Source organism: Pseudomonas sp. S5F11 (genome assembly GCF_019641515.1).
In the GTDB taxonomy this organism is placed as follows: domain Bacteria; phylum Pseudomonadota; class Gammaproteobacteria; order Pseudomonadales; family Pseudomonadaceae; genus Aquipseudomonas; species Aquipseudomonas rhodesiae.
In genome coordinates this window covers 1,766,820-1,778,904 of sequence record NZ_JAIFJZ010000001.1, presented here as the reverse complement: position 1 = coordinate 1,778,904, position 12,085 = coordinate 1,766,820, and the positions used below count along the sequence as shown (strand labels likewise).

The window sequence follows — 12,085 nt, the reverse complement described above, 5'->3', positions numbered from 1 at the left end:
CCACACTCAACTCAACCTGCCTTGAGTGTTGCGTGCGGTACTGCGCACGCCTCATCCAAAAACTTCACCACAGTCCCCATGCACGCTTGGCGTTCTTCCACATGGGGCATGTGGCTGGAGTCCTCAAACAGCGCCCAGCGCACATCGGCGATCTCATCCAGGAACGGCTTGACCACCAGCGGTGTGGCCTCGTCGTGGCGGCCGGAGATCACCAGGGTTGGTACGTTGATCTTCGACAAACGGCCAATCGATTTCCAATCCTTCAGGCTGCCGATGACGTGGAACTCGGTGGGGCCGCTCATGGCGTGGTACACCGTAGGGTCCGAATCGACCTGGGCAAAGGTGCGGGCCACTTCTTCCGGCCATGGGTTGACCCGGCACACATGCTGGTCATAGAAGATCCGCGACGCGGCGAGGTATTCCGGGTCTTGGTAGGTGCCTGCGGCTTCGTGTTTAAGCAGGGTTTCGTGCACGCCTTCAGGCAGCAGTTTGCGCAGGCGATTGGCTTCGCTGACCCAGGTACGCATGCAGGTCGGCGAGTTGGCCGGGATAAACGCGCGCAAGCCCTTCGGCTGCAGGATCGCGTGTTCGCTGCCAAGCATGCCGCCCCAGGACTGACCCAGGATCGCGTAGTTATCGCTGATCTGCAGGTGGTCCAGCAGGTTGTTCAGCTCGGCGAGGAACAGTTCGACCGTCCAGAAGGACGGATCTTTATCGGGCAAATGGGTGGAGCGGCCGTTGCCGAGTTGATCGTAATGGATCACGGCATGCCCACTGGCCGCGACGTCCTTGAAGGCGTCGACGTAGTCATGGGTGCAGCCGGGGCCACCGTGGATGATCACCAGCGGCGTGCGGCCGCTGTTCAGGTCGCCGGTGACGCGGTACCAGGTCTGGTAGGCGCCGAACGCCGCATACCCTTCGCGGATTTTTTCGATGAATTCCATTTCGTACCCTGCTCTTTGAAAAAAAGGATCAGGGTCACGATAAGCCGCCGCGCACATTTAGGTAACTAGCAAAACAGCTAGGTTTTATCGGTGGATCAGTCTTCCAGCAGGCGGTAATGGGTAGCGCGCACCACGGCCTGTACACGATTCTTGGCCCCCAGTTTGTGCATCGCCGAGGCCAGGTGCAGGGTCACCACGGCCAGTGAACGGCTCAACTGGGTGGCGATTTCCGCCGCGGTCAGGCCTTCGGCGGCCCATTTGAGGCACTCGCGTTCGCGTTTGGTCAGGCGGATATGCGGGTAGCTGCGCAGTTCTTTGCCGAACAGCGGGTAGGCCGCTTCCTGCAAGGCATGGGTGATCAAGCTGAAATCCGCCAGGGTGTGTTGCGCATCCTGCAGCACCGTGCGGGTCTTGCCGACGCGCAGGCCGGTCAGTGAGGCAAAACCGCCTCGGGGCAAATGGATCGGCACACTGACCCCGCAGGTCAGTTGCTGGTCGTGCAGGTAGGAAGACACTGGCGCATGGCAGGGGTCCATGACCTTTTTAAGCGGGGTATCGGCTTTGACGTCGTAGGACCACACAAACGGCGACACTGTGCTCAGCGCCAGGTGCTGCACTGGATCGATCTGATAGAAGCCTTCGCTGCACCATAAGGCGTGCCAGTCCTGCGGGGTGTTGCGCAGTTCCAGCACCGAAGGGGTGATCAACGCGCCGTTTTGGTCCATCGGCACCGGTGTGTAGTCATACACCAAGGCGTCGAAGCCCAGTTGCCGGGCGAGGATGAAAGTGTTGTCCATCTGTTCATCCAGGCTCCTGCCCGGCATCAGACGGTCGTTGAATGCAGTTAGCTTGGTCAGCATCCGTTCTGCTCCCGTTTTCATTTGAATCTCGACTTGCGCCAAGTAGAATGCCACGCCCCGGCGAAGGACTGCCAGGCCAAACCTATAAGAAATACTAGGTTATGGACGCACGGCATCCTCGGTAGTGTTGGCCTGATAAACGGCCGCTACCTGCCAGGCCGATACAACACAAGGAATGTATGCATGTGGCGTGAAATTGCCCCCGACCAGCGGTACAACGTGCAAGTCGATGGCCATAACCTCGTTGTCTACAGCTTTGGCCAGGGCGATGAGGTGCTGTTGTGCCTCAATGGCGGCCCCGGCCTGCCGTGTGACTACTTGCGCGACGCCCATGGCTGGCTCAAGGAGCATAACCTGCGAGTGGTCGCATTCGACCAGCTCGGCACGGGGGCATCAGCCAGACCGACCGATGTTTCCCTGTGGGAAATCCGCCGTTATGTCGAAGAAGTCGAAACCGTGCGCCAGGCCCTGGGCCTGGGCCGCGTGCATCTGCTTGGCCATTCCTGGGGCGGCTGGCTGGGCATCGAATACGCCATTCATTATCCCGACGCGCTCAAAAGCCTGATCCTGGAAAACACCGTCGGCGATATCCCGCACCTGTCCCAGGAACTGGAGCGCCTGCGCGGTGCCCTGGGCAGCGAAACCGTGGCCATGATGCAACGCCACGAAGCCATGGGCACCCTCGACCACCCGCAGTATCAGGCCGCGATCACCTTGCTCAACTATCGCCATGTGTGCCGTCTGGACGAATGGCCCGAGCCGGTCAAGCGCTCCCTCGGCGACTGGAATATGGGGCCTTATGAAACCATGCAGGGCCCCAACGAGTTTCTCTACGTCGGCAACCTCAAGGATTGGAACCGCATCCCTGAAATGGCCGACTTCACGATGCCCATGCTGATCACCACCGGGCAGCACGACGAACTCACGCCGGCCTGCGCCATGCGCATGAAAATGGCGGCCCGGCACGCCGAATTGCATGTCTTCCCCAACAGTAGCCATATGCCGTTCTACGAAGAACCCCAGGCATACTTCCCGGTGCTGTTGGACTTTCTCGCTCGCCATCGAGGCTGACGGATGAACCTGGCGCGTTACCGTTTCGTGCTGTACCGGCCGCTGCAACTGCTGCCGGTGCTGTTTGGCATCAGCGTGATCACGTTCGTGCTGGTGCGCTCGATTCCCGGCGATCCGGCGCGGGCGCTGCTGGGTTCGCGCAGCACACCCGATGCGCTGTTGAAAATCCGCGCCCAGTACGGCCTCGACCAGCCGCTGTGGCTGCAATATTTCTACTTCCTGAAGAACCTGCTCAAGGGCGATCTCGGCCAGTCGCTGTTATACAAGGTCGATGCGCTGAAACTGATCGTGACCCGGATCGAACCGACCCTGATGCTGGTGCTCGGCAGCGTATTGCTGGCGCTGCTGATCGCGCTGCCGCTGGCCAGCGTGGCCGCGCGGCATAAGGGCGGCTGGGCGGATAATCTGATTCGTGTCTTCACCACAGTCGGCCTGGGCATGCCGGCGTTCTGGCTGGGCTTGATGCTGATCCTACTGCTCAGCGTGCAATGGGGGCTGTTCCCGGTCTCCGGCTACGGCCGTACCTGGCTGGACAAGGCGCACCACATGGTGTTGCCGTGCTTGACCATCGCCCTGGCGTTGTCGGCAGTGCTGGTGCGCAACCTGCGTGCGAGCATGTTGATGGAGCTGCAGGCCGACCACGTCACCGCCGCCCGGGCGCGTGGGCTGTCGGAGGCGGCAGTGTTTCGTCGGCATGTGTTGCCCAACTCCCTAGTACCGGCGGTCAACTTGCTGGCGGTCAATATTGGCTGGCTGATCAGCGGCACGGTGGTCATCGAAAGCCTGTTCGCCATTCCCGGCATCGGCCAGTTGCTGGTGCGCGGCATCTTTACCCGCGATTACATGGTGGTGCAGGGCGTGGCAATGGTGCTGGCGTGCGCTACCGTGCTGGTCAATTTCGTCGCCGACCTGGTAACCGTCGCCCTCGACCCACGGGTAAAAATGCAATGAGTAGCCGCCCCCTGATTGCCCCGTGGCGCCTGCGGCTACGATTCGGTTTGCGCAATGGCCGGTTGACGGCCGCGTGGGGCCTGCTGGTTTTAGGCGTGTGGCTTGGCTTGGCGCTTTTTGCGCCGTGGATCGCGCCGTACGATCCGATTGCGCAGAACACCGATCTAAGCCTGTTGGCGCCCAGTCTGGCCCATCCATTTGGCACGGATAACTACGGTCGAGACATTCTTTCGCGTGTGATCTGGGGCGCGCGTATTGATCTGCAATTGGCGGTGGTCGGAGTGATCTTCCCGTTTCTCATCGGTACGTTTATCGGTGCGGTCTCGGGCTATATCGGCGGGCGTTTTGACAGCGTGTGCATGCGCGTGATCGATGTGATTCTGGCGTTCCCGTTCCTGGTGTTGATGCTGGCGATCATGGCGATCCTCGGTCCGGGCCTGAAGAGCTTCTATATCGCCATGGCGCTGGTGGGTTGGGTGTCTTACGCGCGGTTGATCCGCTCGCAGATCCTGGTGCTTAAGGAAAGCGACTTCGCCTTGGCCGCCAAGAGCCTGGGCTTTGGCCACGGGCGCATCCTGTTTCGGCACCTGCTGCCCAATGCGATGTTCGGCTCGATTGTGTTTTCCATGTCCGACGCGGTGCTGGTGCTGCTCAATGGCGCAGCCGTGAGCTACCTGGGCCTGGGGGTGCAACCGCCGACAGCCGAGTGGGGCACTATGGTTGCCGAAGGCCAGGCGTTTATCACCACGGCGTGGTGGATCTGCACTTTTCCCGGCCTGGCCATCGTGACCCTTGCCATGGGCTTCAGCCTGCTGGCCGACGGTGTGGCGCAGATCCTGGGGGACCGCTCATGAGCCTGTTGCAGGTACGCGACCTGAGCGTGATCGCCAACAACGCCGGGCATGACGTGACCCTGGTGGACCGTGTCTCGTTCGACCTGGCCGAAGGCGAGATTCTCGGCCTGGTGGGCGAAAGCGGTTCGGGCAAGACCATGGCCTGTCGCGGCCTGATCCGCCTGTTGCCATCGCTCAACCTGCGTGTGCAGGGCGGCGCGGTGCGCCTGGCCGGTCAGGACCTGCTGGCCATGGGCGAGGCCGACATGCGCGCGGTGCGCGGCGGGCAGTTGGGCATGATTTTCCAGAACCCCAGCAGCCACCTGGACCCATTGATGCGCATCGGTGAGCAGATCGCCGAGGGCATTCGGTTGCATCAGGGCGCGTCGAAAAAGGACGCGCGTCGTCAGGCCGTAGAGGTGCTGCGGCAGGTCGGCATTCCCGACCCGCAGGCCCGCGTCGACAACTACCCCCACGAATTCTCCGGCGGCATGCGCCAGCGCGCGATGATCGCCGTGGCACTGGGCTGCAACCCCAAGGTGCTGATCGCCGACGAACCGACCACTGCCCTGGACGTGACCGTGCAGGCGCAGATTCTGCGTCTGTTGCTGGACCTGCGCGACCGGCGCGGCCTGTCGATCATCATGATCACCCACGACCTCGGCGTGGTGGCGCAAACCTGCGACTCCATCGCAGTGATGTATGCCGGGCGTTTGTGCGAGCACGCCAGCAAGTACGAGGTGCTGGCGCATCCACAGCATCCGTACACCGCCGGCCTGATCGACTGCCAGCCGGCCCACAGCAGTGGCCACGCCTTGCTGCGTACCATCCCCGGCCAGCCGCCGTTGCTCGACGCATTGCCCGCCGGGTGCCGCTTCAGCCCGCGGTGCCCGCAAGTGGGCGCGTTATGCACCGAACAGTTGCCCCATGGCGCGCGGGTGGCGTGCCACTACCCCTTGGGAGACCGCCCATGAGCCTGTTGCAGATCAAGGACCTGGAAGTCCGCTTCGCGGCGTCCGGCAGCGGCGTGTTCGGGCTGAACAAGCAGTGGGTGAGGGCGGTGAACGGTGTTTCGCTGAACCTGGCTGCCGGCGAAACCCTGGGCCTGGTGGGCGAGTCGGGCAGCGGCAAGAGCACCCTGGGCCGGGCGATTCTGCACCTCAACCCCATCAGCGCCGGGCAGGTGCTGTTCGATGGTGTCGACATGGCCCACGCCAGCGCCGTCGACATCACGCGCCTGCGCCATGAAACCGCAATGATCTTCCAAGACCCGTACGCCGCGCTCAATCCACGGCACAGCATTGGCGAGACCCTGGCCGAAGTGTTGCGGGTGCAGCGCAAGGTCGCCGCGTCGCAGATTCCGGCGCGGGTCAATGAACTGCTCGACCTGGTGGGCCTGCGACCTGAACTGGCTACGCGCAAACCCGGTGCTCTCAGCGGCGGTCAATGCCAACGGGTCGGCATCGCCCGCGCGCTGGCGGTGGAGCCGCGTTTGATCGTCGCCGATGAATGCGTGGCGGCGCTGGATGTGTCGATCCAAGGCCAGATCATCAACCTGCTGCTGGAACTGCAACAGCGAATGAACCTGGCGATCCTGTTTATCGCCCATGACCTGGCCATCGTGCGGCGCCTGTGCGACCGCGTGGCGGTGATGTATCTGGGCAAGATCGTCGAAGAAGGGCCGGTGGAAGCGGTGTTCAGTGCGCCGCGTCATCCGTATACGGCGGCGTTGATCCAGGCGATTCCCGAGATCGACCCGCAGCGGCCATTGCCGGCCGAACCCCTGCCGGGCGAGCCGCCAAGCCCACTGAATTTGCCGACCGGCTGCGCCTTCCACCCCCGTTGCCGGCATGCGCGGGCAATGTGTTCCGTGGCGTTGCCGCCTACCCATCACCTGCACGAGCATCGGTACAGTTGCGTGCTTGAAACGCCTTTGCTTTAACCCTCTGCCATTCATGAACAAGGAGTTATGACATGCAATCCCACCACTTGAAGTTACTCGCCGCCGCCACGCTGACCGCCTGGTCGCTGACCGCCGGTTTCGCCCAGGCCGCCGGTGTGCTCACCATTGGTTGCCGTGAAGACAGCACCACCTTTGACCCGATCAAAAGTGCGCAGAACCGCGATACCTGGGTGTTCGCCAATGTCTACGACACCCTGGTGCGCGTGGATAACCTGGGCACCAAGATGGAACCGGGCCTGGCTGAACGCTGGGACATTTCCAAGGACGGCCTGACTTACACTTTCACCCTGCGCGACGCGAAATTCTCCGATGGTTCGCCGATCACCGCCGCCGACGCCGCCTTCAGCCTGTTGCGCATCCGCGACAACAAAGCCTCGTTGTGGAGTGACCCGTTCAGCCTGATCAACACTGCGAAAGCCGCCGACCCGAAAACCCTGGTCGTCACCCTCAAGACCCCGGCGGTGGCCTTCCTGTCCCAGCTCGCTTCGCCGACGGTGTCGATCCTGTCGGAAAAAGCCATGACCTCCATGGGCGAAGACGCCTACTCAGAAAATCCGGTGACGTCGGGTGCGTTCACTGTGGAAGAGTGGCGCAAGGGCGATCGGGTGATCCTCAAGAAGAACCCGAACTTCTGGCAAGCTAAAAATGTCAGCCTGGACGGCGTGGAGTGGGTCTCGGTGACCGACGACAACACTCGTATGCGCATGGTGCAGAACAACGAACTCGATACCGCGATCTTCGTGCCGTTCTCCCGGGTTGAAGAACTGAAGAAAGACAAAAACGTGGTGGTTCACGCCGACCCATCCACCCGCGAAGATCACCTGCTGATCAACCATGCCCACGGCCTGCTGGCCAAGCCGGAAGTGCGCCAGGCGCTGGACATGGCCATCGATAAGCAATCGCTGGTCAAAACCGTCACGTACGGACAAGGCACCGTGGCCTATTCCTACATCCCAAAAGGCTCGCTGTACCACTACGCCAACAACTTGCAACGCCCGTATGACCCTACCGCCGCCAAAAAGCTGCTGGAGCAGGCCGGCGCCAAGGACTTGAAGCTTAACTATGTGGTCAATGCCGGCAACGAAGCCGACGAGCAGATTGCGGTGATCATCAAGGATCAGTTGGCCAAGGTCGGCGTGACCGCCAACCTGCAGAAGGTCGACCCCACCCAGAGCTGGCAGATGCTGGTGGACGGTGAGTACGATATTTCTGTGATGTACTGGACCAACGACATCCTCGACCCGGACCAGAAAACCACCTTCGTGCTGGGGCACGACACCAATCAGAACTACATGACCCGTTACAAGAACGACAAGGTCAAGGACCTGGTTGCCGCAGCCCGCATCGAAGCTGACCCGGCCAAGCGCGAGCAGATGTATGTGGAACTGCAGAAGCTGGCGAAACAGGACGTGAACTGGATCGACTTGTACTACAGCCCGTACATCAACATCTCACGTAAGAACGTAAGCAACTTCCTGCAAAACCCACTGGGCCGCTTCACCCTTGAGGAAGTGGTGAAAAACTAATAATCAGGGAACCGCGCAATGCAAATGTGGCAGGGGGCTTGCCCCCGATTGCAGGGTTAGTCACCGTATCTGGTACTGACCCACCGCCATCGGGGGCAAGCCCCCTTCCACATTTTGTTCCAGTTGTGTCAGTGGTTACTGAGCATCGAATGCCTGCCCATTCACGCCCGCGCTGTCCGGCCCCATCAGGTACAGGTACACCGGCATAATCTCTTCCGGCGCGGGCCTTTCCATCGGGTTTTCCCCCGGATAAGCCTGGGCACGCATGCTGGTGCGGGTGCCGCCTGGGTTGATGCTGTTGGCCCGCACCGCCGCCACATCCTCCAGTTCGTCGGCCAGGGTCTGCATCAAGCCTTCGGTGGCGAACTTCGATACGCCATACGCGCCCCAGTACGCCCGGCCTTTGCGCCCGACGCTGCTGGACGTAAACACCACCGATGCATCCTGGGACAGCTTGAGCAGCGGCAGCAAAGTGCTGGTCAGCATAAACATCGCATTGACGTTCACATGCATCACCCGCATGAAGTTCTCGCCGGACAACTGTTCGATCGGCGTGCGTGGGCCGATGATCGAGGCGTTGTGCAGCAGGCCGTCGAGGTGGCCGAATTCCTTCTCGATCATCGCCGCCAATTCATCGTATTGATGGGGCAGGGCGGTCTCCAGGTTAAACGGAATCACCACCGGTTGCGGGTGGCCAGCGGCTTCGATTTCGTCATACACCTGGGCCAGGTTGGCTTCGGTCTTGCCCAGCAAGAGCACGGTGGCGCCATGGGCGGCATAGGTTTTCGCCGCTGCCGCGCCAATCCCGCGACCGGCACCGGTCACCAGGATGACGCGGCCTTTGAGCAGTTCTGGACGTGCGGAGTAATCAAACATAAATAGCCTCGACAGAATTCAACATGTTTCAGCACAAAACTTGAGACCGGTGGAGATCCCTTGTGGGAGGGGGCTTGCCTCCGATAACGGTGGATCAGTCAACAAATGCAGTGACTGACACACTGCAATCGGGGGCAAGCCCCCTCCCACAGGGGATCTTCATCGGTCAGCTGGATCGATGAGCCATCAGCAACTGCATAGCGCGTTATCCAGCACCTTGCGCAGTTCCAGCGGGTGATCCACCACCACATCCGCGCCCCAGTGGCGCGGGTTGTCGTCCGGGTGGATATAGCCATAGGTGACCGCGGCTGTGCGCGTGCCGGCGTCACGGCCGGACTCGATGTCACGCAGGTCGTCACCCACGAACAGCACGCTGGCCGGGTCGAGGTCGAGCATCTTGCACGCCAGAATCAGCGGCTCGGGGTCCGGTTTGCTGTTCTTCACATGGTCCGGGCAGATCAGCAATGCCGAACGCTCGGCCAAGCCCAGCTGCTGCATGATCGGCTCGGCAAAGCGCACCGGCTTGTTGGTGACCACGCCCCAGATCAGGTTGGCCTTTTCGATGTCCGCCAGCAGATCGCCCATGCCGTCGAACAGCTTGCTATGGATCGCGCAGCCCTTGAGGTAGCGTTCGAGAAACTCTTGGCGCAGTTCCTCGAAGCCTGGGGACTCGGGGTCCATCGAGAACGTCACCGCGACCATCGCACGCGCGCCGCCAGAGATCTCATCGCGGATGTGTTGGTCGTTGATCGGCGCCAGGCCTCGGTCGGCGCGCATGGCCTGGCAGATGGCGATAAAGTCCGGCGCCGTGTCCAGCAGGGTGCCGTCCATATCGAAGAGAACCGCTCGCAACTTCACAGGCTTACTCCTCGCGCAGGGTCTGGATCATGTAGTTGACGTCGACGTCGTTGGCCAGCTTGTAGTGCTTGGTCAGCGGGTTGTAGGTCAGGCCGATAATGTCCTTGACGGTCAAACCGGCCTGGCGGCTCCAGGCCCCCAGCTCGGACGGGCGGATGAATTTCTTGAAATCATGGGTGCCGCGCGGCAGCAGCTTCATGATGTATTCGGCGCCGATGATCGCGAACAGGTACGCCTTGGGGTTGCGGTTGATGGTGGAGAAAAATACCTGGCCGCCCGGCTTGACCATGCGGAAGCACGCGCGGATCACCGATGACGGGTCCGGCACGTGTTCGAGCATTTCCAGGCAGGTGACCACGTCGAACTGCTCGGGCATCTCTTCGGCCAGGGCTTCGGCGGTGATCTGGCGGTACTCCACGTTTACGCCGGACTCCAACTGGTGCAACTGGGCCACGGCCAGTGGCGCTTCGCCCATGTCGATGCCCATCACCGTGGCACCGCGCTGGGCCATGGCTTCGCTGAGGATGCCGCCGCCGCAGCCAACGTCCAGCACCTTCTTGCCGGCCAGATTGACGCGTTCGTCAATCCAGTTGACTCGCAGCGGGTTGATGTCGTGCAGCGGTTTGAACTCGCTTTCGCGGTCCCACCAGCGGTGGGCCAGGGCTTCGAATTTGGCGATTTCGGCGTGGTCGACGTTGCTCATGGTGAATCCTCTGAATCTGATAAATCGGTGGGCCGGTGTTGAACGCGCAGGTTCACCACCGTCGTTATTCGTGCTGCCCGCTGATGCGCCTGCCCCAGGCGACGGCCGTGGCGGTCAACTGTTGCTCATCCATGCGGGTCAATCGCCGGTCGTCGAGCAACTGCTTGCCGGCGACCCAAAGGTGTTTCACGCAATCGCGTCCGGTGGCATATATAAGCTGTGAGACCGGATCGTAGATCGGTTGTTGCGCCAGACCCGACAGATCGAAGGCGACGATATCCGCCGCCTTGCCCAGCTCCAGCGAACCGATCTCATTGTCCAGCCCCATGGCGCGCGCTCCGTTGAGCGTAGCCATGCGCAGTGCGCGGTGCGCGTCCAGGGCGGTGGCCGAACCGGCGACGGCCTTGGCCAGCATCGCGGCGGTGCGGGTTTCGCCGAGTAAATCCAAGTCGTTGTTGCTGGCGGCGCCGTCGGTGCCGAGGGCCACATTGACGCCAGCCTGCCACAGACGTTCCACCGGGCAGAAGCCACTGGCCAGTTTCAGGTTCGACTCAGGGCAATGGATCACGCTGGTGTTGCTTTCTACCAGCAAAATCAGGTCGTCCTCGCTGATTTGAGTCATGTGAACGGCCTGGAAGCGCGGCCCCAACAGCCCGAGGCGGCTCAGGCGCGCCAACGGCCGCTCGCCGGTCTGCTCCACGGCTTGCTGCACCTCGCCGGCGGTTTCGTGTACATGCATATGGATGGCGGCGTCGAGTTCTTCGGCGATTACTCGGATTTTCTCCAGGTTGGCGTCGCATACGGTGTAGGGCGCGTGGGGGCCGAAGGTGATATTGACGCGCGGGTGGTGCTTGAGGTCGCCGAACAGCTCGATGCCCTGGCGAATCGCTTCATCGGCGGTGCTGGCGCCAGGGATCGGGAAATCGAGGATCGGAATCGCGATCTGCGCGCGCATGCCGCTGTTGTGTACGCAGTCGCTGGCGACCTTGGGGTAGAAGTACATGTCGGAGAAACAGGTGATGCCCCCTTTGAGCTGTTCGGCGATAGCCAGGTCGGTGCCGTCGCGTACAAAGGCTTCATCGACCCACTTGGCCTCGGCGGGCCAGATATGCTTCTCCAGCCAGGTCATCAGCGGCAGATCATCGGCCAGGCCGCGAAACAGGCTCATGGCCGCGTGCCCGTGGGCGTTGATCAAGCCGGGGCTGAGCAGCATGCCCGGCAGCTCGCGCACCTCGGCGGCCTGCAGTTTCAACGCTGCCGCCCGAGGCCCGATAAAGGCGATGCGCCCGTCGCGGATGCCCAGGCCGTGCTCCCTGAGCACCACGCCGGCGGGCTCCACAGGTACCAGCCAGGTCGGCAACAGCAAGATGTCGAGCGGGGCGGCGGTGGGGGTCATCGCGGGCTTCTTCCTGGGCAGCTATAAAAGAAGCGCGAAGTATACCCGAGCGTCCTGGCTGGCGGATCGCTATAATCGGCGGCTTTTGTTCATGAGTGCGGAGT

General features: G+C 61.9%; 12 protein-coding genes. 6 read left to right on the top strand and 6 right to left on the bottom strand.

The window, feature by feature from the left end; all coding sequences use genetic code 11:
- Window positions 1-11: 11 nt before the first annotated feature.
- Both K1567_RS07830 and K1567_RS07825 read right to left on the bottom strand, forming a co-directional pair.
- Window positions 12-944 (bottom strand): proline iminopeptidase-family hydrolase, encoded by a 933-nt coding sequence (locus tag K1567_RS07830; RefSeq protein ID WP_034096520.1) that lies wholly within the window; start codon window positions 942-944, stop codon window positions 12-14.
- 95 nt (window positions 945-1,039) lie between these two features.
- A complete protein-coding gene (locus K1567_RS07825; protein WP_034112490.1) occupies window positions 1,040-1,804 on the bottom strand; it encodes a LuxR family transcriptional regulator in 765 nt (254 codons plus the stop codon).
- 183 nt (window positions 1,805-1,987) lie between these two features.
- Between K1567_RS07825 and K1567_RS07820 the strand changes: the two genes are divergently transcribed.
- Genes K1567_RS07820 through K1567_RS07795 form a run of 6 tightly spaced genes read left to right on the top strand, consistent with a single transcriptional unit; the run spans window position 1,988 to window position 8,148 of the window.
- Window positions 1,988-2,875 (top strand): proline iminopeptidase-family hydrolase, encoded by an 888-nt coding sequence (locus tag K1567_RS07820; protein ID WP_034096522.1) that lies wholly within the window; start codon window positions 1,988-1,990, stop codon window positions 2,873-2,875.
- Window positions 2,876-2,878: 3 nt separating this feature from the next.
- A complete protein-coding gene (locus K1567_RS07815) occupies window positions 2,879-3,826 on the top strand; it encodes an ABC transporter permease (RefSeq protein ID WP_034096523.1) in 948 nt (315 codons plus the stop codon).
- A complete protein-coding gene (locus K1567_RS07810; RefSeq protein WP_169867527.1) occupies window positions 3,823-4,680 on the top strand; it encodes an ABC transporter permease in 858 nt (285 codons plus the stop codon). The genes K1567_RS07815 and K1567_RS07810 overlap by 4 nt, the downstream gene beginning before the upstream one ends.
- Window positions 4,677-5,633, top strand: coding sequence for an ABC transporter ATP-binding protein (locus K1567_RS07805; protein WP_169867528.1), 957 nt, complete (start codon window positions 4,677-4,679; stop codon window positions 5,631-5,633). The genes K1567_RS07810 and K1567_RS07805 overlap by 4 nt, the downstream gene beginning before the upstream one ends.
- On the top strand, window positions 5,630-6,601 hold the full coding sequence (locus K1567_RS07800; RefSeq protein WP_169867529.1) for an ABC transporter ATP-binding protein: 972 nt from the start codon (window positions 5,630-5,632) through the stop codon (window positions 6,599-6,601). The genes K1567_RS07805 and K1567_RS07800 overlap by 4 nt, the downstream gene beginning before the upstream one ends.
- A gap of 32 nt (window positions 6,602-6,633) precedes the next feature.
- Entirely contained in the window at window positions 6,634-8,148 is a 1,515-nt protein-coding gene (locus K1567_RS07795; protein ID WP_034096527.1) for an ABC transporter substrate-binding protein, read from the top strand.
- A 135-nt stretch (window positions 8,149-8,283) separates the two neighbouring features.
- On the opposite strand, the gene K1567_RS07790 is transcribed toward K1567_RS07795, so the two are convergent.
- The 4 genes from K1567_RS07790 to K1567_RS07775 all read right to left on the bottom strand — a co-directional run bounded on the left by K1567_RS07790 (window position 8,284) and on the right by K1567_RS07775 (window position 11,981).
- Entirely contained in the window at window positions 8,284-9,024 is a 741-nt protein-coding gene (locus K1567_RS07790; protein WP_034096528.1) for a YciK family oxidoreductase, read from the bottom strand.
- Between the two features lie 186 nt (window positions 9,025-9,210).
- Window positions 9,211-9,882 carry an N-acetylmuramic acid 6-phosphate phosphatase MupP gene (mupP, locus tag K1567_RS07785; RefSeq protein ID WP_034112495.1) on the bottom strand — a complete coding sequence of 224 codons (672 nt, stop codon included), beginning with the start codon at window positions 9,880-9,882 and terminating at the stop codon, window positions 9,211-9,213.
- A 4-nt stretch (window positions 9,883-9,886) separates the two neighbouring features.
- Window positions 9,887-10,585: a bifunctional 2-polyprenyl-6-hydroxyphenol methylase/3-demethylubiquinol 3-O-methyltransferase UbiG gene (gene ubiG, locus K1567_RS07780; RefSeq protein ID WP_010211967.1), complete on the bottom strand. Its 699-nt coding sequence runs from the start codon at window positions 10,583-10,585 to the stop codon at window positions 9,887-9,889.
- A gap of 64 nt (window positions 10,586-10,649) precedes the next feature.
- The gene (locus K1567_RS07775; RefSeq protein WP_220698326.1) at window positions 10,650-11,981 is read right to left on the bottom strand and encodes a TRZ/ATZ family hydrolase; all 1,332 of its coding nucleotides are present in this window, start codon (window positions 11,979-11,981) and stop codon (window positions 10,650-10,652) included.
- Window positions 11,982-12,085: the final 104 nt, after the last annotated feature.